Here is a 25161-nt window from a genome sequence, read left to right on the forward strand (position 1 = left end):
GCCTATCTTCAACTAAATCAATAAAATGAAAAAGCAATGAAAAATAAAAATGGAATAGTAGCAGCACTTGTTGGATTAGGCGTAGGAGCTTTAGCTTTTTGGGGATACAAAAGAATGCCCGAAAACAAAAAAGACAAGTTAAAATCGAAATTTAACGATGCAGGTCGTAAGATCAAAGAAACCGCTCAAAATGTAGAATCATCTGTAAAAGAAAAGTTCGAAGGAGCCAAACATGATATAAATCAGGCGACCAACTAATCGCATCTTAAAACGAATAATGATCCCGCAATAGCGGGATTTTTTTATGCCCAATCCTCTTGTTGCCCTAGATTTCTTTTTTGGTGTATATTTGGGTAAACACTAACCAACAATGAAAAAACACCTTTCCGTTTCCATCCTTTTCTTATTTGTTTTATCGGCAGTTGCACAACAAGCCGATGCGTATTTACAACCGCTAAAATATCGAAATATTGGACCATTTCGTGGCGGCCGTTCGGTAACTGCTAGTGGTGTAATTGGTGACCCCCTCACCTACTACATGGGGACCACCGGCGGCGGACTTTGGAAGACCGATGATGCGGGACAACGTTGGTATAATATATCCGATGGTTATTTTGAAACAGGCTCTGTAGGTGCTGTGGCAGTTTCTGAAGCAAATCCCAACATCGTGTATTGTGGAATGGGAGAACACGCGGTGCGTGGCGTAATGACCTCGTATGGCGACGGCGTGTATAAATCGACCGATGCCGGGAAAACCTGGAAAAAGATGGGGCTTGAAAAAACCCAACAGATCGCACGAATTGTAATTCATCCCGATAACCCGGATATAGTTTACGTGGCTGCCCAAGGAGCCTTGCACGGACCTACCAAAGAGCGCGGCGTATATCGCTCTTACGATGGTGGAGAAACTTGGGAAAAGGTCTTATATGTAAACGACATGACCGGCAGTACCGAACTGTCTATGGACATGAATAATCCAAATGTGCTATATACGGCCATGTGGCACCACCAACGAATGCCATGGATGGTGTTAAGTGGTGGTGAAGGCAGCGGACTCTATAAATCGGTAGACGGAGGTGATACTTGGAATCAAATACACCAAGGCTTACCGGAAGAAAAAGGAAAAATGGCCATTGCCGTGTGTCGATCCAATTCAGATAAAGTATATGCATTGATCGAAAGCGATACCCAGTTGGATAAGAGCGGACTTTTCGTTTCTAACGACGCCGGTGAGAACTGGACCAAAGTGAGTGGCGATAACCGACTCACCCAGCGTGCGTGGTATTATACCGAAGTGTTCCCGGATCCTAATAACGATAATGTAGTCTATGTATTGAGCGCACCTAACTTACGTTCTATAGACGGTGGAAGGACTTGGGAAACGCTGTCTGGAACTCATGGCGATTACCACGACTTGTGGATCAATCCGGACAATTCAGACAATATGGTGATCGCCAACGACGGTGGTGCGGCAATTTCGTTCAACTATGGCGAAACTTGGTCGACCCAAGATAATATGCCTACTGCACAGTTCTACCGAATTAATACCGACAACCTCTTTCCTTACAATATATATGGTGGGCAGCAAGACAATACTTCTGTAAAAATTGCGAGTCTGTCGTTAGGGCGTGGAAGTATAAACCAACAAGATTGGACGTATGCAGCAGGAGGCGAAAGTGCATTTTTAGCCTTCGATCCTGACAACCCAAAATATGTGCTCGGCGGAAGCTACTTAGGGACTATTGAAGCTTTGGACATGGAATCGAAAGCAAGCACGAATATCATGGCAGCACCAATTCAGTACTTGGGAAGAGAAGCCCGAAATATGAAGTATTTGTATAATTGGAATGCACCTATTATTTGGTCACAACATGAACCGGGAACATTTTATCACGCAGCGCAATTAGTTTTAAAGACAACCGATATGGGTGTAACTTGGGAAGAGTTCTCACCCGATCTTACGCGTAACCTCGACGACAAGCAAGGGAAAGGCGGTGGTCCCTATACCAATGAAGCCGTAGGTGCCGAAAATTACGGAACCATTAGTTATTTAGTGGAATCCCCTCATGAAAAAGGAGTGTTTTACACAGGAAGTGATGACGGATTCGTACATATCACTAGAAACAATGGCGAAAGTTGGGAGAACATAACACCAAAAGGATTAGGGGAAACCTTGGTCAATGCAATTGACATCTCACCTTCCGAGCCGGGCACCGCATATATCGCTACTTCCCGCTATAAGTTTAACGATTACACCCCTGCCCTATTCAAAACTACCAACTACGGAAAGACCTGGACCGCTATTAGTGATGGTATTCCTTATGGTGCTTTTACACGTGTGGTTCGTGAGGACCCGGCCGATAAGAATGTGCTCTATGCAGGAACCGAAACGGGGATCTATATTTCCTACGATCGCGGTACACATTGGGAACCCTTACAACTAAATTTACCGGTTACGCCTATCACCGATCTAAAAGTACATCAAGGTGATTTGGTCGTTGCTACTTCGGGGCGTTCCTTTTGGATATTAGACGATTTGGCGATGGTTCGACAGTTCTCCAAGAAAAAGAATACACTGCAACTGTTTTCTCCAGAGCCTGCAATGATTAGCAATTGGTACAGCCAGTTGAGTGGTAACACCGATGGTTTTGATGGTACCGATGCGTTCGAAGGCGTGAATCCGGCCAGTGGCTTGGTGTTGTATTATAATCTTTCAGACAACATTGAAGACACACCCGTGACACTTACGATAAAAGATGCCCAAGGCGATATGATTAGGACGTTTTCTTCGGAAAAAGATCCTAAAGATGCCGGATATGACGGTGGACCACCAACAGTGCCTACGCTTTCTGCCAATGAAGGACTAAACCGTTTTGTATGGGATATGCGTCATCCTATTATGCCGGGCATACCCAATGTATATATCGAAGCCAGTTTCCGCGGTCATGTGGTTCCACCGGGAACGTATACGCTCGAACTAAAGCACGGTAATGAAACTGTAACTACTTCCACAGAAATAATTCCGAATCCGTTACTTAAGGTTTCAGCTTCAGAATATGCAGCCTATGATGCGTTTATGAAGCCTTTAGAGAAAAACGTAACCGAAATGCACACCAAGGTCAATTCATTAAAAAATGCACAAAAAGATTTGACCGAGATCGTGGCTACCTTAGAAAAGCAAGGCGATGCTTCTTCTTTGGTTTCCGAAGGAAAACTATTACTGAATCAACTAGAAGCATGGGACGAAAAAATGGTACAACGTAAATCGCAGGCCTACGACGACGTAGAAAATTTTGAGAATAAGTTTACTGCCGAATACTTGTTTTTATTAAACCATGCCGAGAGTAGTATTCCAAAGATCACACAATCGAATAAAGACCGTAGAGACGAGTTGAACGCACAGTGGATTGTGCTAAAAGCTGAAGCGAACGAATTAATTAATGTTGCGATCCCGAATTACAATAAAAAACTGTGGGAAGCGGGCATAGGGGCCATTCGCCTCGAATGATGCCTTGTCATTCAGAGCACAACACCTTTGTCATTCAGAGCGCAGCTCAGCATCTCCTTGTCATTCAGAGCGAAGCGAAGAATCTCTTGTCATTAAGAGCGAAGCGAAGAATCTATTCTAAAGATCTCTCACACCTGTTCGGGATGACATTTGACTGTCATTAAAAGCGGAGAATCTTACTGTGAGATTCCTCAATCGTTGCCCTCTTTCGGAATGACATATGATAGTCATTCAGAGCACAACACCTTTGTCATTCAGAGCGAAGCGAAGAATCTCTCGTCATTCAGAGCGAAGCTCAGCATCTTTTCTAAAGATCTCTCACACCCGTTCGAGATGACACACGACTGTCATTAAAAGCGAAGAATCTTACAGTGAGATTCCTCAGTCGTTACACTCTTTCGGAATGACATATGATAATCATTCAGAGTGCAGCTCAGCATCTCCTTGTCATTCAGAGCGAAGCTCAGCATCTTTTCTAAAGATCTCTCACATCCGTTCGAGATGACACACGACTGTCATTCAGAGCGAAGCTCAGCAACTTATTGTGAGATTCCTCAATCGTTGCCCTCTTTCGGAATGACATACGATAGTCATTCAAATTTCGATATATAATTTTATTGTCAGAACTTTTGTTTTTTCCTACATTGGTCGTCAAACTAACCACTTCATTATGAAATACAGTATCATTGTATTGCTATTTGTATGCACTACTTCGCTATTCGGTCAAAAAGAATCGATCGAGATCACAGACGAAACATCAAGAAACCACCTATTCTTATATGCTACAAACACTAGCGAGGTCGATCTGGATGTAACCATGACCGTAGAAGGAAGCGGTTTTCGTCAAAGTACACGCAAACCTAGGGCTTATCGAGTACCTGCTGCATCTAAAGTACAAATAATGAGTTTGGTTGTGGAGCGTGGAAAGACAGCTCGGTATACCTACGAACTTGAGGTAACCGACAGTTTATCGAGACGCGCACTTCGGAAGCCTGCTACTGCTGTAAAAATTGATCCGAAGAAACCAATATTATTGTATCTCACCAACAACTGCACTACTTGCGAACAAATGATACAGGCACTGGACAGTAGTTATTATAATTATAGAACGCTCGTATTAGAGGAGAAGCCGGAAATCAAAGAAACCTTAGTCAAGGTCTTTGCTAAAACGGTAACACCATACGACAGCATCACCAACCCTATAATCAACTTGGGAGGCAAATTGTACTCAGAAATTGGAAGCTACGACGAGCTACTGGCGAAGTTAAACGAGCAGTAAATTATTCTTCTACCGGAGGATGTCCGTGTACCGTTTCGTAGATACTATCAAAATTCTCCCGTAAATAACTTCTAAGTTTAAGTCGGTAATCGTCTTTAAGCCATGAAACGAAGTTGTGGGTGCTCTTACTAATACACTTAGTGTATTTGTCGATACGATGATCGATATCGTCTCCCAGTTCTTTAGCTAATATGAGTGCATCGAATACATCTTCACTGTTCTCAATACAGATCTTGGCGTGTTGTGCGATCGACTGTTCAAGTATCACCTTGGTCGAATCGCCATTCTTAACAGATTGCGTATAGGCCTTTCTAATATCGAAGTAGACTTCTTCAGAATTAGCGAATTGTTTCCGTAATTCATCCGGCATTTCGTAGCGAAAATTACTTTCTATTTCTTCATCATCAACCAAGTGATCCATATAGAATCCGGGCGATTTAAAGATACGATGCCAGTCTAAATCCTCACCCCAAGGTCCAAAACGGTGAAAATTGTTTCCGAGGTCGATCACATTAAATGAATCCTTGTTAGGCAGTACACGTGATCCTCTACCAATCATTTGATAATATAAGGTCAGCGATCGTGTAGCCCGGTTAAGGATGATATTTTCTACTGTAGGCTCATCGAAGCCGGTGGTTAAGATACTTACCGAGGTCAAGATTGCATCTGGAGTCTCTCTAAACCATTTCAAAATGGCCTTTCGTTGTTTTTTGGTAGCCGTGTTGTCTAGGTGCATGATGGGATATCCCTCTCTTCGGAAGGTATCGTAGACGTATAAAGAGGTATTGATCCCATTGTTGAAGATCAAAGTCTTTTTCCCTTTACATCGCTCCTCGTACGCCTGAAGCAATCTGCTTAACATATCGGCACCGGTGTATAGATCATCGGAGGACTGTACGGTATAATCACCATTAGAACCAACTACCAAAGACGTGAGCCCTACGTTATACGAATAGGGTATAGCACGTGCAAGGAATCCATTTTCGATAAGATCTGGAATGCTCTCCCCTACAATTAGTTCGTCGTAATTATCCTTCATGGGCAATTCAATATTCGAACTTAAAGGAGTGGCGGTCACGCCTAGAATAAATGATTTCTCAAAAAATTTGAAAAGCTTGGTAAAGGAGTTGTAATGCGCCTCATCAATAATGACAAGACCAACATCGGATATATCTAATTTATTATCGCGCAGTCGATTGTTCAGTGTTTCTACCATGGCCACAAAACAACTGTAGTCAGCTTGATCGTCTAAATTGGCCTTACTACTTACTATTTTGTTTACGACCCCAAATTCGGTAAGCATGGAAGCCGTTTGTTTGCACAATTCGATACGGTGGGTCATCACCAATACTTTCTTATTGTGATGCTTAAGGTATTGACGAACGATTTCAGAAAAAATTACCGTCTTTCCACCACCTGTTGGCAATTGATATAATAGGTGATAGTCTTCTGGTGCATCTTCAAAACTTTTAAAGATCTTGTTTATAGCTCCCTTTTGGTAACTATACAGGTCTTTATCGGTTTGTCTTTCTTGTAAAGCAAGTTCTTTTGCGGAAGTACTCATAAATCGTCGCGGCTGTTTTTTTCAAATTGACTGCAAAAATACCGCCAATTGACAGTTTATGGCAAATTATTTCAGAAAAATCCTCAAAAAAATTTAAATCGGTGAAAAATCGGGCTTAAACGAGACTAAAAATCGCGATTGCGTATAGATAGAATCGTGCAAATCGCAACGTACCGAACAATAAGAAGTTTCTAAAACTGTAGTTTATGGTTCCTGCCGCCATACTCGTCATGGAGAATGGTATGGGTAATAACGCACCTACAATGATCATAAAACCGCCCCACTTGCGAATGTTTCGCAGGTGTTTTTTCATCTTCACTTCTACATAATTGAAGACAGCCGGAATGCTTAATATCCATTTCCCGATAAAATACGACACTATACCACCGGCATACGACAGTACAGCCAAAAGTGACAAATAGACAATCGGGTTTACGGTCTTATCTGCCCATGCGATAAAAATTTCCGGCGGAATTAGCCCTAATAAAGATTCCGAAGCAAAAAAGACAGACAGTATCTTTATAGGTGCATAAGTGTTTGTAATATGTGTAAATAAGGCTGTAAAGTCAACCACATAGCGGTCTAGCAAAAAGATAGCCAGTACAAAAAACAAAATTGTTGGAAGTGCTTTTTTTAAGCTTTTCCCTACAAATGAATAAAAGCCGGTATAGCTATAGTATTTGTGGATTCGTTTAAATCTATTCTCTTTTTTATTCTCAATTTTCATACGTCTCTAATACAGCAAATAGTTTACCAAAGTTGAACTACTATAAAATATTATAAAAATTTTATGAGCCTGCAAATATAATCCTTTAGATTGTAGTAAAATAAATTTTGTGAATTCTTTCTGAAATCACTAGTGAAGGATCAAATAAAAGACTTTATATATAACATTGGTACCGGAAGTTGTGATTATTGTTTGGGAGAGAAGCCTTCTACTGCAAGTGATCATCCAACAAAAGCATTATTATCGCTAGCAACGCATAGGCAAACTTCGTATACTAATTTTATCGCCTTACAAAATGAACTAACTGCGGCCTATTCAGAACTACGAGCTCGATTTGCACGCAATACATTTCAGAAAAAAATAACAGATTTAACTTCCGAAGAAATTGAAGCGACAAAAAAGGCATATCCTTTTCAATTATCAGAGATGGAATTTTAGATGCATAACGCTGTATATTATTCGAAATTTTTAAGTGTTTTACAATCAATAAATTGGCAGTTATTCCTACACGATTCTGACAATTTTTTTCTCAAATGAGCACTTTTTCGATGAAATGCATTTTATAATCGACAAGATACAATCGCAACTCATTATTTAACAGCAACTTAGTTGATTTTTGTTATATGTTTGTAGTCCCAAATGATTTGATTATGAAAACCTACCCCCTACACAAACTTGTGCTTATTGTATTAATGTTTAGTACAAATAGCTATTTATTTTCACAAGTTGGAATTGGTACCACAAATGCCAGAAAAACATTAGAAGTAGCCGGAGACATGCAAATATCCGGAGAATTTGAGATCGGTGTTTTAAATCCGTTAAAAGACGAAGACGAATCGACCTTCTTGATTCAGGATACCGATAATTCTATTAAATCGCTAGATGTAAGTAATCCCACCGGTGCAGCCTTAGGCTATATTCAAGAATATGTTATTGAGAATCCAGATCTAGATTGGGTACTAGACTTCGACACGCAGGTAGATGCCTCCGAATTTGTACTTATTACTATTTCAGCTTCATACGATCGCGAGTTGGTTTTAAGTGATTCCGGAAATGCGCCGGAAAATGCTAGTCTTCCGTATACAGCTGCATTTATAAAAAATGGAACATGGCATATTATTGCCGATTATCCTGTGGCTGCTAATCGTGACACAAGCGCTATAGGAACTTGGACCATAAGTACTTTAATATTCTCTAAAGACCTATCGAAACAATTTGCAACGGTAGAGATTCCCATGCTAAACAGTAGTACGGGAACCGCCATTGCCCCTATTATAGATTAATTAAATTTCAAGCCCCCATGAAAAAAACACCACTACTATTATGCATATGTGGTTCTATGCTCGCTTTTGGACAAGTGGGTATAGGCACAGTTACTCCGGAAGCCGATCTGCATATCGCAGGCGAGCTTTTGGTACAAGACAACTTTAAAGCCGGAACTTTGGGAACGGTTGGATCCAGTGAAGAAAATTTTAAGTTGGTAACCCGCACCACCAATTCTACACCTGTAGGAGAGATTAAAGTATTAGATGTGAACTCACTCAGCGTTGCCCCCGTCAACGTTGTAAAATATCGATTTACCAATATTGCCGGTGATAATATGCGAGATGTAGATCTACAGTACGCTACTTCCGATTACGTTGTTGGGGTTTCTAACTTTAGATATTTGGGTGATCCAATTAAGAAGATCCCAGTTGGAACAACAGCTACCATTGGTACGTTTGTGATTCGCGCTTTTGAAAGCGGTGGCAGCTGGCACCTCGAAATTCAAAATAGAGATCTCGATCTGCCTACCGGAGATACCGTAGAATACGAAGTTACCCTCTTGGTATACGACAAATCTTATTTTAGAAACCTACCTTCGATTAGTACCAACCTATCGGGTTCTAATACTGGAACCGCCTCCAGTGTTCCGAATTTATACTAACCAAAGCATACTACCATGAAAAAAATACTACTCACTTTTATAATAAGTTGCATTACCGCTACCCTAGTTGGCCAAGTTGGTATCAACACCACTACCCCATCGACAGCGTTGGATGTGGTTGGTGATGTAAAACTAGATACCAGTTTATTTTTAGAAAATCCGGGAAACTCGACACAGATAAGAGGTTCTAAGTTGTTGATCCAAACAACTTCCGACGAGATCCTACAATACGACATTGAGCAAAGCAAGTACGGACCCATAAACCAGGTGCAATTCATCTTTAGAAGCACATCCAAAGATGGATTACAAGATTACGATACCAAAATCGCAGTGTCTGACTATTTGGTTACTGTGCAAGGCTATTACTTTTTAGAACCGGTTTCCGGAGATACCGATGTAATGCCGTATAGCAGCGTAGATGGCGACAATATTGAAGGATTTCAGATGTACGCCTACCCGAATCCGTCGACCGGAACTTGGTTTTTACGCGGCACCATTAACAATGGAGTTTTTAGAACGCGAAATCCTACAGGAATCTTTGTAGATACTCCTATTGATCTATTTATGAATCTAATTATTTATCGAAAGGATTTTATTACTAAATCGGTGGCCGATATTACGGTCGATCTTGGAAATTCAGAAACAGGAACCGCTCCTATTCCTCCCGGTTTCTAAAACCAACAAATAGTTGTTTGTTTTTTAATTACTACTTTTTTTCTTCTCGGGCATAGGACCCCGCAAATGAATCACTAGTCCGTTAAGGAAATTACGTAGAAATTGATCCCCGCACTCCATGTATTTGGGGTGTGCGGGATTTCTAAAAATTGCCCCCAATTCACTTTTAGAGACTTTAAAATCCACTAAACTACATATCTTCACGATATCCTCGTCGCGTAACTTATGTGCTACACGTAACTTTTTCATTATATCATTATTCGTTAAACCCATAATCCTTGCTTTTTATTTCTAAAATTGAACCTCGTTAAACCGAATTCCTAATTCTTTTTGAATGCGATGTAACTCTTGTAATTCACTTGGAATCACAAAAGCCAATGACACCCCTGTTTTCCCAGCTCGTGCAGTTCTTCCACTTCTATGTGTATAATATTCAAGCTGTTCGGGAAGTTGGTAATGTATCACAAAGCTTAAGTTTTGTACATCGATCTCTCTTGCCGAAACATCGGTAGACACCAGAAATTGAATGTTTTCTTTTTTAAACCCTCTCATTACTTTATCGCGCTCTTTTTGCTGCATATCACCTTCTAGCGCATCTACAGAAAACCCTTCTTCTTTAAGCAGTTTTAAAAGGTTCTGCGTACCGAGTTTAGTGCGACAAAAAATAATTCCGCGATCTTCGGGTCGGCTGTCTAGTATTCGAATAAGTAAATTTGGCTTTTCTTTTACGCTCGTTCTAATATATTGGTGGGTGATGTTCGCGTTTACAAGTGCGTTCTTATTAACTTCTATTCGTGCCGCTGCAGGCGACATATAGTTGCTTATCATCTTTTTTATATCGTCCGGCATAGTCGCAGAAAACAACCAGGTGTTACGGGTCCCTGTCGTATATTTTAAGATGCGGTTTAGGTCTTGTTTAAAGCCCATGCTTAACATCTCATCGGCTTCATCGAGCACCAGCACCTCAATATTCTTAATATTAATATCCCCACGTTCAATAAGGTCTAGTAATCTTCCGGGCGTGGCAACCACTATATGGGTTGGGCGTTTTAATCGATTTTTTTGAATGTCTATTTTTTCACCACCATAGACACCTTCGGCAAATATCTTTTCGCTACAATACTTGGTGAATTTAAATAACTGTTTCTGAATTTGCTGTACTAGTTCTCGGGTTGGCGCTAGTATAAGTGCCTGGATCTCATTGCGCGATGGGTCGATATACTGTAACACCGGCAATCCGTAGGCCGCGGTTTTCCCCGTCCCGGTTTGCGCCTGCCCAATAAGATCGGTTTTCTTCTCTAACAGTATAGGGATGGTACGCTCCTGAATTTCTGTAGGCTGAACGATACCAAGTTCTTTTAACCCTTTTACCAATTCTTTATTGATCCCAATAGTTCTAAATGTTGTCATATTTTTTTTCTGAAAGTGCAAAGGTACGATTAAAAGCAAGCATGGCTTCATGCCTACCCAAATGATTAATTTTTCAAGATGTTGATCCGTTTCTATTTTGAATTTGTATTTTTCTTCGGAAAGATGGAAACTAACGAGCAACATTATTTTAAACTGTACAAACCATACGGTTATGTGAGTCAGTTTATCACGAACGATTCGAAAGCAAAACGGAAGAAGTTCTTAGGAGACTTATATGATTTCCCTGAAGGAACCATGGCCGTTGGAAGGTTGGATGAAAAGAGCGAAGGATTACTATTGCTTACCACCGATGGAAAATTTAGTTATCATATTACTACTTCAGGAATCGAAAAAGAATACTTCGTTCAGGTAGATGGGGAGATCACAAAGGAGGCAGTGCTTCAATTACGACAAGGGGTTGAAATAGGTATTAACGGTAATAAATATCTAACCAAGCCTTGCGCTGCTGTAAAGATCAAACCGCCGCCCCTTCCTACCACGCAACAACGAATTCGTGATGATCGACATGGTCCTAGTAGTTGGGTGTCTGTCACCCTCACCGAAGGAAAATTTCGTCAAGTACGAAAAATGACGGCAGCTGTAGGGTTCCCTACTTTGCGATTGGTTCGTGTGCGTATTGGAGATTATCACCTTCACGCAATGCTTCCGAAGCAAGTAATCAAGATTTCAAAAAGTTAAAGAAATAATAAATATCATTTACCACTGTAAAAGTGTTTAGAGGAAGTTCTGCTTTTAAGTATCTTTAATGCACAACTTAAAAATTCTAACCATGTTTAATCTAACCCACTATAATAAACGCGCCTTATACGGCGGTATTTTTGCAGCAATTGTTACCGGAACAGGAGCCTTCTTATTAGGAAACATAAGCGGTTATGAAGCTCGCGATCTACTGTCATCTTCCCTTCCGGGTATTAACACCTTATGTAATACCATTGCACTGGCATCGGCGACTATACTTGCACTTTTATTAACGCTATTAAGTATTAGTACAGGGTCAAAATCAAAATTAAAAGCGGCGCATTATAAACATGTAATGCGAATTGCAAGGATCGACACCATCGTTTTTGTGGTTTCGTTGGTTACTTTTCAAGTATTGAACATCCCTTTTTCTGAAGCAGAAGATGTTTCGGGGGTATGGTATGTCACACTTTATTATGTCTCTTTAGGTGTTTCTGCTTTATTAAGTGGTGCTCTTATAAGTGTTGTCTTAATGCTTTACAATGCCGTTATCAGCATTATTAAGATCGTTGGCTTAGATGAGGAAGATCATTCGTTAATTTACAACGATGAAGAGGAAGCTTCGGAATAAGAACTGCAACCCTTAAATTGTGTTATAATTTTCTATAATACGCGTTAAATGCCTACGCGACCAAGATCTTAGTTTGTATCTTCCGTTAAAACGATTCAATTATGAGCAACAAGGAACAATCTGCGAAGGAAAAAAACAAAGACACTAATTACAATAGTGACATTACAAATCACGATCTAAAGATCTTGGGACAGGATAACAGAAATTTACGAAAAGATGGCGGAGATGACAAAGCACTTCGCGATAGAAATGACTCGGTAGATTTTGCCGGTAAGAAATTAGACGTGCCAGGCAGAACGCAAGCAAAAAAAGGCAATGGCCCCAATGATCTCAACGATGAAGAAAACAAATTGCACAGTCAAGGAGGTCCGGGAAATGATCACTTAGAAGAAAAAGACGGTAGCTTACGTTAATCCCTACTGCTCTTTAATTACCATTATGGTAGCTTTATTCCCTGTTAAAAGGTTCCATTTTTTAGCAGAGATAAGCAATCCTTTGTCGTCATAGACATGGAGTTCGGCCGTATTGGGACCTGAGGACCCTTGATTAAGCGCTTCAAATTCAACCCTGTTTAAACCCTCTTGTAATGGAAGATCGAACCCTTGAAAGCTTCCAAATAATCCAACATTAGCTCTAACTATATCTCCATTTACGTAGACACGTATTCGATCACCGTCTACATATTCATGATCGCGATACATAAAATTAACAGCAGAGGCCGATGTTATGACTTCTCCTAAATTTTGATCTCGACCATAAATGGCCAGCGCTTCTTTATCTTTTGTAAAATACTTGGGTGCTTTGTTGGTCTTGTAGTCTATAAGTCCGTCGCCTTTTGTGATATCTACTGTTTTATCTTCTTTCCCAAGGTCATTTCTATTTGTTGGTGTAATGGGATCTTTAGGTTTTGTGAGCCCGGGGATCTCTCTTTTAGGCAATTCGAGCCCGCTAGGTTTCTCGTTATTTGTTTCTTCGGCTTCAATACGAACTGTTGGGGTCGCCTTCTCTATTTGAGCGGTGGCGATTCCGAAGAAAAAAAAGAAAATTGATATAGTAAGAATGTGTTTCATAATCTGCTATCTAAGCTAACAAGAATTAAGCCAAAACAGTATAGTTAGTCTCGATTTTTCATTCTTCGTTTTCTCCAAATAAAAAATAGAATCACAATAACTATGGGTATAATAACATAGATTATAAGGTCTGGCCAAGAAGTTAGATCGATAGGTGTGTTATTATCGGGATGCGGAACTTCTTTTGGTATTTGAAAAAACAGGTACATGATTATAAGTTTGAGCGGTATTTTACGTTATTCCATCGAAATAGACTAGAAAATAGCAATTTTACGTTTATTTTTTAACAAATAATGTTAAGTATTTGGATTTTTGGATCTTAAAGCTTACTATACCATGTTAGCATTTTTTATTCAATCCTTTAAAACCACTACATATATATGAGACAACTCAAGATTACGAAGCAGGTTACCAACAGAGAAACTAAATCTTTAAACAGTTATTTACAGGACGTCAGCAAGATCGATATGATTACCGCTGAAGAGGAGGTAGAATTGGCACAACGCATTCGTGAAGGGGATCAGCGTGCCCTGGAAAAATTAACGCGGGCAAATTTACGTTTCGTTATTTCGGTAGCAAAGCAATATCAAAATCAAGGATTGCGTTTACCGGATCTTATCAACGAAGGAAACGTTGGTTTGGTGAAAGCTGCCAAACGATTTGATGAAACTCGCGGATTTAAATTTATATCGTACGCGGTATGGTGGATACGTCAATCGATTTTACAAGCTATAGCCGAGCAGTCTCGTGTGGTACGTCTTCCTTTGAATAAAATTGGAGACATAAATAAAATTAGAAAGGCTTCCATTCATTTAGAGCAAATTCATCAACGTAAACCATCGGTTTCGGAAATTGCAAAAGAGTTAGACATGTCTGAACGCAAAGTAAAGACCTCCCTTAAAAACTCGAATCGAAGTCTGTCGATGGATGCACCTTTTCAAGAAGGAGAAAACGACAATAATCTCTATGACGTTATTAGTTCTGGTGAAACTCCAAACCCGGACAAGAGTTTGATCCATGAAAGTTTGAAGATCGAGATCGATCGTGCTTTAGAGACATTGTCTCCACGTGAAGGTGATGTGGTTCGTCTAAACTTTGGATTGAGCGGACAACCGGCCATGACCTTACAGGAAATTGGCGATACTTTCGATTTAAGTAGAGAACGTGTGCGTCAAATTAGAGAAAAGGCAATTCGCAGATTGCGCCACCAATCTAAAAGTCACATCTTAATGAAATATTTGGGATAGGTTTTTTCTAAATCCCAATGCTTCTTACATCTTTTAAGAAAACATTTTACCCAAGGTATTGTTTCTACGGTTATCTTTATAGACCTATCTATCTAGCTAACTAATATGACCGTAGAAATAATACTTGTTTTTTTAATTCTTTTTGTCACCATTGTCCTATTCGCCTTTGAATTATTCCCGGTAGACAAAATCGCTATTTTTATTATAGTATCCTTAGCGTTAACCGGTTTGGTATCACCGGAAGAAGCCATTGCAGGTTTTTCGAATAGTGCGACCATCACGGTCTTAGCACTTATGATAATCGCGATCGGTCTAGAGGATACAGGGGTGATCGCCACCTTGGCCCGTTATTTAAAGAATTTACATGTCCTTCCCCTCCTACTGCTGCTGCCGGTCTTTATGTTAATTACAGCAGGAATCTCTGCGTTTATAAGCACCACCGCAGTCGTGATCGTTTTTATTAAGATCATAGACGAGCTGGCAAAACGATTTAATATTTCGAATTCAAAATTGTTACTGCCTATTTCGTTTGCGGGAATTCTTGGAGGCAGTTGTACCTTAATGGGGACATCGACCAACTTAATTGTAAATTCAGTTTCACAAAATTTAGGAGTAGAGCGTTTTAGCTTTTTTGAATTCAGTCAATATGGAATTGTGTTCTTAGCTGCCGGAATTATTGTGATCACAATTGCGTCCAAATGGCTCCCCAAAGAGCCACAAGAATCGATCCCTGCGGAATACGAACTGGAAAATTTTGTAACAAGCGTTACCATCGTGGCTGGATCAAAATTAATTGGTAAACGAATTGAAGAAACCTTCTTATACAACAATCCCGAGATATCGTTATTAAAGTTGACGCGAAATATGCAAATAACCAATGCGCCGGGCAAGTATATCGAACTTCAGGAGAACGATCGCTTACTTTTAATGTGTGATATCGAAAACTTAGCGAGATTAAATACTTCGGAAGAATTTAAAGTCCACAAGTCAAACACCGAACTATTAGAAAAAGGCATTACCGATGCTTCCGAAGAAAACATAGAAAGTAAAGACGCAGAAGAAATGATCTTTGTAGAACTGCTCATTTTGCCCGGATCGAACTTAATAGGCAAGACCATTAAGCAGATTAGGGAACTTAGTCTTGTTAACGCGACGCCTTTAGCGATCAAAAAACGTATAAACATTAGGAATACAAAAGAACGACTTATTAGAAAAGATATTCAGAAAATTGCTGTTAAACCGGGTGATCGTGTGCTTATTGAACTACACCAAAGTGATCTAGATCAAGTTCAGCAAATAGAAAATGTAGCCATTTTACGAGAGCATGAAACTACCGTAGACAAATCGTCTAAGGCCATGCTGGCATTTGGTATTTTGGTGGCTGTTATCGCCTTAGCGGCAAGCGGAGTACTTTCTATACTTGTAAGTGCTTTAATGGGTGTTGCCTTGTTATTACTAACCAAATGTATTGAACTCAATGACGTGTACCACCGTGTAAATTGGCAGGTCATCTTTTTACTTGCAGGAATGATACCCCTAGGGATAGCAATGCACAACTCGGGTGCAGACAGCTGGATTTCTGAACAACTCTTGATAGTATTAAGCGGCAAGTCTAATTTTATGATCATTGGACTTATTTTCGCTAGCACCATGCTCTTAAGTGGTGTAATAAGCAATAATGCCACTGCTATTATCATGACACCGGTCGCCATTGCTGTAGCCGCTGGTTTTGGATTAGATGTAAAACCCTTTATCTTAGCTGTATTGTTTGGGGCTAACTTTAGCTTTTTTACGCCTATGGGCTACCAAACCAATACGTTGATCTATGGTATGGGGCTGTATAAGTTTAAGCATTTTTTAATTATTGGTGGTATATTGTCCCTAGTACTTTTAACGCTGGGTACATTTATGCTGTCCTCATTACTATAACACTTAAAAATTAAACAACTATGGAAGAAAAATTTTCTATTAACGATGCCATATCAAATTTATGGGAAAAATTGGATGGATGGCTAGATGCCATTATTCTCAAGCTACCTAACTTTATCGTTGCCATTTTGGTGATGGTGCTCTTTTACTTTTTGGCAAAATATTTTAGCAGATTTTCTAAACGTGTTTTATTCAACAAAATTAGTCAAGAGTCGATCAAGCAAATGCTTGGGAAGCTTATGTTCGCCGTTATACTATTAATAGGGTTCTTTATTGCCCTAGGCGTCATGGACCTAGACAAAGTGCTTACTTCAGTACTCGCCGGTGCCGGTGTGGTAGGATTGGCTATTGGACTTGCCCTACAAGGAACGTTAAGCAATACTTTCTCCGGTTTAGTGCTTTCCTTTTTACCTAAGATACGAATTGGTGATTTTGTAAAGACCGGTGATATTTCAGGATATGTTTCTGAAATTACGTTACGAAATATCGTGTTGCGACAAACAGACAACGAGTATGTCATCATTCCTAATTCGGACGTAGTCGACAGCCCGTTTACAAATTATTCATGGACAGATCGGTCTCGAGTAGCAGTTTCTTGTGGTGTTGGCTACGGAAGTGATCTACAACAAGTAGAAGACATTGTCATTAAAATTATTGACGAGAACTTCGAACAACAAGAAGGCGAAGGCGTCGAATTTTTCTTTACCGAATTTGGTGACAGTTCTATCAACTTTATAACACGATTCTGGATAGAAAGTACAAAACCAAAACCGAAGCTCGCAGCACAACACAAAGCGATCAAATTGATCAAGAAACACTTCGATGATGCAGGTATTAACATTCCGTTCCCGATTAGAACATTGGACTTTGGAATGAACAAATTGCAAGTGAGCAACAATAACTCAGAGAGCAAATAAGCTGTAAATCAATTTATTATTTAAACTTAAAAGGAACTCAATTGGGTTCCTTTTTGCTTTTTAACAAAACAATAGCAGTCCTTAACTAATTTTTTGGTGGGTATGGTAGTTATCTTTGTCGTACAAACCTAAAAACTTAGTATTATGAAAAAACTAATTGCACTAACGCTATTAGCGGGCACGTTTATTACCACATCATGCGTATCCAAAAAGAAGTATGTAGAACTAGAAAGTCAGTACAATGACACCCGTTCTACTTTAGCTAAAACCCAACTTGAAAAAGAGGAGATCGAAGCCAAGTACGCCAAAATTGAAGAGCGTGTTGCAAATTACAATGCCAAGATCAGTTCTCTTACCGATTCCAACAATGCACGTTTGCAACAATATGAGAATGTTGTGTTATCGAATGACGATAAAGAGCAGATGAAAGCAGCACTTGCAAAAGTAGACCAAGACGAGTTGGCGCAAGCACAGACCCTAGAAGATTCGATGAATCTAATAATCTCTTACAATCTTAAGAAGAACTTAGACGATACTTTAGTAGCCGAAGGCGAGGAAGATGACATCACCATCGATATTGATGAGACCGTAGTGATGATCACCATTTCAGACAAGCTATTATTTAAAAGTGGAAGCTACCGAGTTAATCCGAAAGCAAATGATTTATTAGAACGATTAGCAGCGGTTATAAACAGTGAACCTGCCTTAGAAGTAATGGTTGAAGGACATACCGATTCACAAACTGTAAAGCCAGGGTCTTATGTAAAAGACAACTGGGATCTAAGTGTAGAACGCTCTACTGCGGTAATTCGAACACTACAAGACAAATACGGTGTAGACCCTCAAAAGTTAATTGCGGCAGGAAGAAGTAGTTTCCACCCACTAACAGAGAACGACACCAAAGAAGGTCGTGCGGCAAACCGAAGAACTCGAATTGTCATTCTACCTAATCTTGATAAGTTTTTGGCCTTGCTTTCTGCCAACTAATAATTGAAAGTAAACAACTATGTGTAAAGCGACTCATATATTTGGGTCGCTTTTTTTACGCTTTCATAAAATGTTAAATTTTGCTAATTATATCTTAAAATTATCTTAAATAGCATATCTTTAATACAAGCAATGAAAGCTATGAAAGAAGAAATTATAGAAGGGGTATGTAAAGTGGGGTACTCAGTAAAATACGCTGTACTAGAAGTGTATGAGAATGTGACCTTGGATCTTAAGATCGCAAGCGATTTGCGTCATCGTATGAAAAATCATTTTGGTAATAACGATTTTGTATTGATCACCAATCGAAAACACAGACATGAGATCGATTTAGATATCTACAGGAACAGACGGCTAAAAAATCTAAAAGGGCTTGCTGTGGTTTCTAATAACCAAGCAGAAAGAGAACGAGCCCAACTTGAACAAACACTTTTTGAACACAGCTTTGCTTTTTTTGAGAATATAAACGACGCCGTTAGTTGGGCCGAGAGTTTTATTGTTCCTAAAAGTTAGCCATTTCCATATAGTATTTGGTGTACTTCGTACATTCGCGCTTATCCTTTTGCGCTAGGTGGAATCGTAGGTCGCACCTCAATTTTACTGGGTAAGGTACGTGGGTGCATGGTTACCAGATCCACTACAAGTTTCCCAATATCCTCAATCTGTATTTTCCAAGCATCACTGTCGTCCGGTTCATTGTTATTAAAATGCGTAGCCACCGATCCCGGCATAATGGTACTTACTTTAATACCGTGTTTCCGAAGATCTAACATTACGGCCTGTGTAAATCCGGTAAGCCCAAATTTACTAGCATTATAAGCCGCACCCCCGGCAAAAAAGTTGGTACCTGCCAAACTAGAAATGCTTATGTAATAGCCTTGGGATTTTTTAAGTTGATCCAAGGTGGCCTTTATTGTAAAGAAGGGTCCCGTAAGGTTGGTATCGATCGTTTCGTTCCATTGTGTTTCACTTAAATCTTCCACCGAACCAAAATGGCCCAAGCCTGCATTGGCAATGACAATATCGATCGTACCAAATTCTTTTAGAACTGTACTTGCAGCAGCTGTCTGACTTTCAAGACTGCGCACATCGGCTGCTATACCAATTGCCACTGCAGCATCGTTTCCTTTGCTGTTTAATCGAGTCGCGGCTGCGTTGGCTGCTTCTTGTGTTCTACTCGTAACGGCTACATTCACTCCTTGTTGCAGTAACGCTTCGGCGATACCGTAGCCTATTCCTTTTGTCCCCCCGGTTATTAATGCTGTTTTTCCTTGTAAATTGCTCATAGTTCTGTTTTTTTCAAAGTTACAAAGTCACGAACCCACATCTTATTAATTAATCCTTAAATTTATGCAGTGAAAACTTGTTACTACTTGCTTACTGCCCTCCTCTTTTTAAATTTTTCTTCGGAAGGTTCTCAAAAAGAATTGATCGACATCTCAAATTTGTCGCATGAGTTCGCATACGACATTCGGTATGCAACGACCCATAATTTTATGGGCGAAGCCATGTACGATTGTGCCAAATGTTTGTTACGCCCCGAGGTGGCTGAAGCCTTAGTGCAAGCAAATAATTATTTTTGTGAGAAGGGATACAAAATTAAATTTTATGATTGTTATCGCCCTTTAGACGTTCAGAAAAAAATGTGGGCCAAAGTTCCAAATCCTTCGTATGTGGCCAACCCGTATGGCAATGGTTCCGTTCACAATCGCGGCGCAGCCATAGATTTAACCTTGGTTACCTTAGAGGGCTGTTATGTAGAAATGGGTACCGATTACGATTTCTTCGGAAGAGCAGCACATATCGATAATAACGATCTTCCTTCCGAAGTGTTAGCCAACAGAAAACTATTAATAGATGGCATGCGAGCTTTCGGTTTTCAAACCATAAGAACCGAATGGTGGCACTTCAGCTTTCAGAAAAACTGGCAATACGCTACCTTGAACACACCACTTCCTTGTGCTAATTAATCGAGAAGTTTTTTATCGACATCACGAGGGTCCTTTCGTAATTTTAACGGAATATCTTCCTCGGTGCCATAGATCTTAAGTTCGGTAATATCTGCAGGTAAGTTAAAGCCGGCATCACTAAGTCCTTCTTTTACACGTTTTATGATTATTCCTCTAAAAACTCGAGAAGACACACGATAATCAACTGTGTTTACCCAAAAGAACACCTTTAGATTTACGGTACTCGCCGCCAATTCGTCTTCGATCACGAAATTCTCATGTACTTCATCACGAATAATATCTTGGGAACTGTCTAAGATCTCCATGATCAATTTCTTGGCAGCTTCAATATTGTCCTCATAACCTATACCTACTACAAAGTCAACGCGATAGAACCCATCGGCCGTATAATTCTCTACCGCCTTAGTAAGTACATCACTATTGGGAATATAAATATCTCTTCCATCGCTTGTTTTAATGTGTGTATACCTAAAATTCAAGGCACGTACCTTTCCGAAGAGATCGCCCACCTTAATCGTATCGTTGATATGAAAGGGCCGATTGAACGCTAAAATTATACCGGCCAAAAAATTCTTACCGATATCTTGAAAAGCAAACCCCAGTATGATGGCCGCTCCACCGGCAGCGGTAAGAATACCTGTCGCAATACCGCTTAAACCCGCCACTTCCAAAGCCAGCATGATCGCTATTAAAGATAAAATGATCTTTATCGCTTGGGCCAAGAAACGCGCCATAAGTGGGTCCTCTGCCCTTTTTAAAATACGTTTTTTATAGAAGTTCGTAATAAGCTGTGCAAATAGTATCCCCAAAATTATGATTAGAATACCTAATGCAATTCGTGGTAATACCGTAAGAAATTGATCGTAATAGTTTTCTACCGAAGTAACTATTTGATCGGAAGGCGATTGTTGCTGTATTGGCATGAAAATTTGTTTATTCCTTAAATATAAGCACTCGGCTGCTACTGTCGAAACAGTTTGTATATAAAGTATTCATAAAATTTATGCAGCTATTTTTCTTACTGTATCTTTGCAGCAAAATTTTAGCCGTGGACGTTTCAGTAAAGACATTTAAGATTATAAGCACTCTGGAAGCACTTTCATTCCTTATATTATTAGGCATTGCGATGCCGTTGAAGTACATTTGGGAAATGCCTCAAATGGTTCAAATTGTTGGTATGGCACACGGGGTACTGTTTCTCCTTTACATTGCAGGGGCGGTCTATATGTCGCAAAAATTACATTGGAACTGGAAAACGCTCGCCATTGTCGTGTTGTGCTCGGTGGTTCCGTTTGGTCCTTTTTACGTTGAACGCAAGTACTTATAATGGACGAAAACAAACTTTTAGAATACAGTTGCCTGCTACAAGAATACTTTGTAAATCTTGGTATGGTGGAATGGTTGGCCGTAGCACTTAATACCCTGATTAACTGTTTGCTAGTAATTGTGGCGGTAACGTTTCTCGATATCATTGTACGAAAAGTGATTGTTCAAGGGTTTAAAGCCTTTAGCAACAAGACTGTTTCTACTTTCGATGACCACTTGGTACAGAGTAATTTTCCAAAATACATCGCGCACTTCGTTCCTCTGGCAATTGTATGGTATTTATTGCCTATCCTATTTATTGAGTACCCGCTGCTACTATCATTGTTGTTAGTAGGAATAGATTTATACTTGATCGCTCTGTCCGTTTACGTTTTCAGAAGTATTTTACGCAGTACTAGAAACTTTCTACGTACCAAGGAAGAATTCCAAGACAAGCCACTAGAAAGCTATATGCAGGTGCTTATGATGTTTGCCTGGGGGGTAGCCATCTTCCTGATTATTAATCTACTTACCGGTTATTCTATCACGAGTTTGGCGACCTTAGGAGCGGCGTCGGCTATAGTTTTACTCATATTCAAAGATACCATCTTAGGATTTGTCGCGAGCATACAAGTTTCGGTAAATGACATCGTACGAATTGGAGACTGGATCACGTTTAGTAAATATGGAGCCGATGGCTATGTTACCGAGATCAATTTGGCCACGGTACGGGTGCAAAACTTCGATAACACCTTTACTACGATTCCTACCTATAGTCTTATTGCCGATTCCTTTCAGAATTGGCGCGGCATGCAAGAGTCTAAGGGACGACGAATTAAACGTGCCATTTTCATCAAACAGAACTCGGTGAAGTTCCTTACGCACGAAGACATCAAAGCACTAGAAAAAATACAACTCATAAAGCCTTATTTGGAGCATAGGGAACGTGATGTGGCCAAGTACAATAAGCAGGTTGAAGCCGATAAAAGCCTACTCATTAACGGTAAGAACCAAACTAATTTAGGAGTGTTTCGAAAATATGCCGATGCATTCTTACATGAAAATCCGGCCATTAACAAAGAGCTATTCCTAATGGTTCGCCATTTAGCACCCACCGACAAAGGTATTCCTATAGAGGTGTTTTGCTTTAGCTACGATAAGAACTGGGAAAACTACGAACACATTCAAGCCGATATTTTTGATCATTTAATAGCAGCGGTCCCCTATTTCGGACTCGAACTGTATGAAAGTCCGTCGAGCAAAGATCTTAATAAGCTCATCTCAAATGTAGAGTGAAAGGTTAAAAAGGAGTATCTTTAAAGAGAACAAACACTAGCATGACCTTTAAAAATCTCCTTCAACTATTTGGTGCTCTGGCCATTATTCTGTCATTACTCCCAATTATTGCCATAGATTACTGGTGGGTTCGTATGTTCGATTTCCCACATATACAACTCACGATTCTAACCTTTGTGGCCATCGTAGTGTTCTTTATGCGATTCGACATCAAGCAACCAAAGGATTATTTCTTCGTGGTTATTATGATCGGGTGTTTTCTTTTTCAGTTTACCAAGATCTATCCGTATATGCCTTTTGCACCGCATAAGGTGTTGCCAAGCAGTATAAATGCTTCGGAAAAATCCATCAAATTGTACACTGCCAATGTGTATCAAAAAAATAAGGACACACAAAAATTGATAGATGATCTACGCGCCAAAGACGCAGATATATTGCTATTTGTTGAAACTAATACGCGTTGGCAACAGGCAATACGCGAGGGCTTACCTGAAGCCTACAAGTACAACGTAGAAGTTCCGTTAGACAATACCTATGGCATGTTGCTATATTCAAAGTTCGAGCTTATAGATCCGGTGGTGAAGTATTTAGTAGACGACAGCATTCCTTCCATTCACACAAAATTTGTAATTGCTGCTGGCGACACTATTCAACTATATAACATACATCCTACACCACCTATGCCGCAGCACAATCCAACGTCTTCAGACCGAGACGCCGAAATGATGAAGATTGCAAACTTAAGCCGCGAATCGAAATACCCTGTGATCGTTTTAGGTGATTTTAACGATGTAGCGTGGTCGGCCACCACATCGCTCTTTGAAAATGTAGGCGAATTGCTGGATGTACGAAAAGGGCGTGGTTTTTATAACACGTTTAATGCAAACAGTTTTCTGCTACGTTGGCCGTTAGATCATATTTTTATTTCTTCGGAATTCCGACTAACCGATATTTCATTGGGTGCCGAAATAAATTCAGATCATTTTCCAACCTATACACACCTTAGCTTTGAACCCGAAAAGAAAGAAGAACAACGACCGCCTACGCCTTCCGAAGAACAATTGAAACGCGCTAAAGAACAAGCCGAAGGCATTCAACGTGTAGAACTAGATATGTGATCTAACAACAATAGAGGTGTACGACCAACTAAAAGAAAATTTACAAAAAATTCGTTGCTAAAATCTGTAACAAAATATTGTAACTTTAGACCAACACCACGTTAACTTAAACATCGAAACATGAAAACACTCAAAATGTTGGCAATCGCTTTACTGCTTATCGCAGCACCGGTTTCCGCACAAACTGCAGACGAAATCATTGAAAACTATTTGACGAACACCGGAGGAGCCGAAGCTTGGGAAAGTGTTGAGTCTGTTAAATTCATCGGATCTGTAGATCTAGGAGGAATGAGCCTTCCAATTGAAGTATACCGCACTAAAGACGGCAAGGGAATGATCAAGGCAGAATTCCAAGGACAGCAATTTTATCAAAACGTGTATGACGGTGAAACCCTTTGGGGAACCAACCAAATGACAATGGCTGCCGAAAAGAGTGACGCTGAATCTACAGCAAATTACAAAAATGAGATCAATGACTTCCCGGATCCATTCTTAAACTACAAAGACAAAGGGTACACAGCAGAACTATTAGGAACCGAAACTATGGACGGTACAGAGACGTATAAGATCAAGTTGATCAAAGAGCCGGTACTGGTAGATGGTAAAGAGCAGGACGATATTGCTTTTTATTACTTCGATACAGAAAATTTTGTTCCAATTGCAATAGAAACCGAAATGTCTTCCGGACCCGCCAAAGGCATGACTTCTGTCACGGTTTTAAGCGACTATCAAGAAGTTGACGGTTTGTATTTTGCCTTCTCTATCTTAGAAAAGATTCAAGGAGCTCCTCAAGGGCAGCAAATAACATTTACCGACATCGAGATCAATCCTGAAATTGATGCAACAATGTTTGCGTATCCTGAAAAGAACTAAATTTTTTTTTAATCAATCCCTGTTCTTTC

General features: G+C 39.9%; 28 protein-coding genes. 20 read left to right on the forward strand and 8 right to left on the reverse strand.

Annotated elements, in window-relative coordinates; all coding sequences use genetic code 11:
* The first annotated feature begins 36 nt into the window (after positions 1-36).
* The 3 genes from DWA30_RS00150 (at position 37) to DWA30_RS00160 (ending at position 4787) form a co-directional block, all read left to right on the forward strand.
* Positions 37-258, forward strand: coding sequence for a YtxH domain-containing protein (locus tag DWA30_RS00150; protein WP_114490524.1), 222 nt, complete (start codon positions 37-39; stop codon positions 256-258).
* 112 nt (positions 259-370) lie between these two features.
* The gene (locus tag DWA30_RS00155; protein ID WP_114490525.1) at positions 371-3508 is read left to right on the forward strand and encodes a WD40/YVTN/BNR-like repeat-containing protein; all 3138 of its coding nucleotides are present in this window, start codon (positions 371-373) and stop codon (positions 3506-3508) included.
* A gap of 670 nt (positions 3509-4178) precedes the next feature.
* Complete coding sequence (locus DWA30_RS00160; protein ID WP_114490526.1) at positions 4179-4787, forward strand: hypothetical protein; 609 nt, start codon at positions 4179-4181, stop codon at positions 4785-4787.
* 1 nt (position 4788) lies between these two features.
* On the opposite strand, the gene DWA30_RS00165 is transcribed toward DWA30_RS00160, so the two are convergent.
* On the reverse strand, positions 4789-6351 hold the full coding sequence (locus DWA30_RS00165; protein ID WP_114490527.1) for a DEAD/DEAH box helicase: 1563 nt from the start codon (positions 6349-6351) through the stop codon (positions 4789-4791).
* A 115-nt stretch (positions 6352-6466) separates the two neighbouring features.
* Positions 6467-7078, reverse strand: coding sequence for a YqaA family protein (locus DWA30_RS00170; RefSeq protein WP_114490528.1), 612 nt, complete (start codon positions 7076-7078; stop codon positions 6467-6469).
* Between the two features lie 132 nt (positions 7079-7210).
* On the opposite strand from DWA30_RS00170, the gene DWA30_RS00175 reads away from it, so the two are divergent.
* The 4 genes from DWA30_RS00175 to DWA30_RS00190 all read left to right on the forward strand — a co-directional run bounded on the left by DWA30_RS00175 (position 7211) and on the right by DWA30_RS00190 (position 9680).
* The gene (locus tag DWA30_RS00175; RefSeq protein ID WP_114490529.1) at positions 7211-7516 is read left to right on the forward strand and encodes a hypothetical protein; all 306 of its coding nucleotides are present in this window, start codon (positions 7211-7213) and stop codon (positions 7514-7516) included.
* Positions 7517-7728: 212 nt separating this feature from the next.
* Positions 7729-8361, forward strand: coding sequence for a hypothetical protein (locus tag DWA30_RS00180; protein WP_136073110.1), 633 nt, complete (start codon positions 7729-7731; stop codon positions 8359-8361).
* 17 nt (positions 8362-8378) lie between these two features.
* Positions 8379-9005, forward strand: coding sequence for a hypothetical protein (locus DWA30_RS00185; protein WP_136073111.1), 627 nt, complete (start codon positions 8379-8381; stop codon positions 9003-9005).
* 15 nt (positions 9006-9020) lie between these two features.
* Positions 9021-9680 (forward strand): hypothetical protein, encoded by a 660-nt coding sequence (locus tag DWA30_RS00190; protein ID WP_114490532.1) that lies wholly within the window; start codon positions 9021-9023, stop codon positions 9678-9680.
* A 24-nt stretch (positions 9681-9704) separates the two neighbouring features.
* Here DWA30_RS00190 and DWA30_RS00195 read toward each other — a convergent pair whose 3' ends face one another.
* Complete coding sequence (locus DWA30_RS00195; protein ID WP_114490533.1) at positions 9705-9953, reverse strand: DUF1456 family protein; 249 nt, start codon at positions 9951-9953, stop codon at positions 9705-9707.
* Between the two features lie 18 nt (positions 9954-9971).
* Entirely contained in the window at positions 9972-11090 is a 1119-nt protein-coding gene (locus DWA30_RS00200; RefSeq protein ID WP_114490534.1) for a DEAD/DEAH box helicase, read from the reverse strand.
* A 78-nt stretch (positions 11091-11168) separates the two neighbouring features.
* Here DWA30_RS00200 and DWA30_RS00205 point away from each other — a divergent pair, with 78 nt between their 5' ends.
* The 3 genes from DWA30_RS00205 (at position 11169) to DWA30_RS00215 (ending at position 12833) form a co-directional block, all read left to right on the forward strand.
* Positions 11169-11789: a pseudouridine synthase gene (locus tag DWA30_RS00205; RefSeq protein ID WP_438829893.1), complete on the forward strand. Its 621-nt coding sequence runs from the start codon at positions 11169-11171 to the stop codon at positions 11787-11789.
* 91 nt (positions 11790-11880) lie between these two features.
* Positions 11881-12420 carry a hypothetical protein gene (locus DWA30_RS00210; protein WP_114490554.1) on the forward strand — a complete coding sequence of 180 codons (540 nt, stop codon included), beginning with the start codon at positions 11881-11883 and terminating at the stop codon, positions 12418-12420.
* Positions 12421-12521: 101 nt separating this feature from the next.
* The gene (locus DWA30_RS00215; protein ID WP_114490535.1) at positions 12522-12833 is read left to right on the forward strand and encodes a hypothetical protein; all 312 of its coding nucleotides are present in this window, start codon (positions 12522-12524) and stop codon (positions 12831-12833) included.
* Between the two features lie 3 nt (positions 12834-12836).
* Here DWA30_RS00215 and DWA30_RS00220 read toward each other — a convergent pair whose 3' ends face one another.
* Positions 12837-13490: a hypothetical protein gene (locus DWA30_RS00220; RefSeq protein ID WP_114490536.1), complete on the reverse strand. Its 654-nt coding sequence runs from the start codon at positions 13488-13490 to the stop codon at positions 12837-12839.
* A gap of 44 nt (positions 13491-13534) precedes the next feature.
* Positions 13535-13699, reverse strand: coding sequence for an adenylosuccinate synthetase (locus tag DWA30_RS00225; protein ID WP_114490537.1), 165 nt, complete (start codon positions 13697-13699; stop codon positions 13535-13537).
* Between the two features lie 171 nt (positions 13700-13870).
* Here DWA30_RS00225 and DWA30_RS00230 point away from each other — a divergent pair, with 171 nt between their 5' ends.
* The 5 genes from DWA30_RS00230 (at position 13871) to DWA30_RS00250 (ending at position 19083) form a co-directional block, all read left to right on the forward strand.
* The gene (locus tag DWA30_RS00230) at positions 13871-14737 is read left to right on the forward strand and encodes a sigma-70 family RNA polymerase sigma factor (RefSeq protein WP_114490538.1); all 867 of its coding nucleotides are present in this window, start codon (positions 13871-13873) and stop codon (positions 14735-14737) included.
* A 105-nt stretch (positions 14738-14842) separates the two neighbouring features.
* The gene (locus DWA30_RS00235) at positions 14843-16666 is read left to right on the forward strand and encodes an SLC13 family permease (RefSeq protein WP_114490539.1); all 1824 of its coding nucleotides are present in this window, start codon (positions 14843-14845) and stop codon (positions 16664-16666) included.
* A 20-nt stretch (positions 16667-16686) separates the two neighbouring features.
* Positions 16687-17583, forward strand: a complete 897-nt coding sequence (locus DWA30_RS00240; protein ID WP_114490540.1) for a mechanosensitive ion channel family protein — start codon at positions 16687-16689, stop codon at positions 17581-17583.
* A 144-nt stretch (positions 17584-17727) separates the two neighbouring features.
* The gene (locus tag DWA30_RS00245) at positions 17728-18570 is read left to right on the forward strand and encodes an OmpA/MotB family protein (RefSeq protein WP_114490541.1); all 843 of its coding nucleotides are present in this window, start codon (positions 17728-17730) and stop codon (positions 18568-18570) included.
* A gap of 141 nt (positions 18571-18711) precedes the next feature.
* Positions 18712-19083, forward strand: coding sequence for a hypothetical protein (locus DWA30_RS00250; RefSeq protein WP_136073112.1), 372 nt, complete (start codon positions 18712-18714; stop codon positions 19081-19083).
* Positions 19084-19124: 41 nt separating this feature from the next.
* On the opposite strand, the gene DWA30_RS00255 is transcribed toward DWA30_RS00250, so the two are convergent.
* Positions 19125-19856 (reverse strand): SDR family oxidoreductase, encoded by a 732-nt coding sequence (locus DWA30_RS00255; protein WP_114490543.1) that lies wholly within the window; start codon positions 19854-19856, stop codon positions 19125-19127.
* A 69-nt stretch (positions 19857-19925) separates the two neighbouring features.
* Between DWA30_RS00255 and DWA30_RS00260 the strand changes: the two genes are divergently transcribed.
* Positions 19926-20540: a M15 family metallopeptidase gene (locus DWA30_RS00260; RefSeq protein ID WP_317048319.1), complete on the forward strand. Its 615-nt coding sequence runs from the start codon at positions 19926-19928 to the stop codon at positions 20538-20540.
* Here DWA30_RS00260 and DWA30_RS00265 read toward each other — a convergent pair.
* Complete coding sequence (locus DWA30_RS00265) at positions 20537-21463, reverse strand: mechanosensitive ion channel family protein (RefSeq protein ID WP_114490545.1); 927 nt, start codon at positions 21461-21463, stop codon at positions 20537-20539. The two genes, DWA30_RS00260 and DWA30_RS00265, sit on opposite strands and share 4 nt — an antisense overlap.
* Before the next feature lie 125 nt (positions 21464-21588).
* On the opposite strand from DWA30_RS00265, the gene DWA30_RS00270 reads away from it, so the two are divergent.
* The 4 genes from DWA30_RS00270 (at position 21589) to DWA30_RS00285 (ending at position 25132) form a co-directional block, all read left to right on the forward strand.
* Entirely contained in the window at positions 21589-21867 is a 279-nt protein-coding gene (locus tag DWA30_RS00270) for a DUF3817 domain-containing protein (protein WP_438829894.1), read from the forward strand.
* On the forward strand, positions 21867-23141 hold the full coding sequence (locus tag DWA30_RS00275; protein ID WP_114490546.1) for a mechanosensitive ion channel family protein: 1275 nt from the start codon (positions 21867-21869) through the stop codon (positions 23139-23141). Before DWA30_RS00270 ends, DWA30_RS00275 begins: the two co-directional genes overlap by 1 nt.
* Positions 23142-23182: 41 nt before the next feature.
* Positions 23183-24259 carry an endonuclease/exonuclease/phosphatase family protein gene (locus DWA30_RS00280; RefSeq protein ID WP_114490547.1) on the forward strand — a complete coding sequence of 359 codons (1077 nt, stop codon included), beginning with the start codon at positions 23183-23185 and terminating at the stop codon, positions 24257-24259.
* 120 nt (positions 24260-24379) lie between these two features.
* Positions 24380-25132 carry an outer membrane lipoprotein-sorting protein gene (locus tag DWA30_RS00285; RefSeq protein WP_114490548.1) on the forward strand — a complete coding sequence of 251 codons (753 nt, stop codon included), beginning with the start codon at positions 24380-24382 and terminating at the stop codon, positions 25130-25132.
* The last annotated feature ends 29 nt before the right edge of the window (positions 25133-25161 follow it).

This window comes from Candidatus Ulvibacter alkanivorans, assembly GCF_003333325.1.
In the GTDB taxonomy this organism is placed as follows: domain Bacteria; phylum Bacteroidota; class Bacteroidia; order Flavobacteriales; family Flavobacteriaceae; genus Ulvibacter_A; species Ulvibacter_A alkanivorans.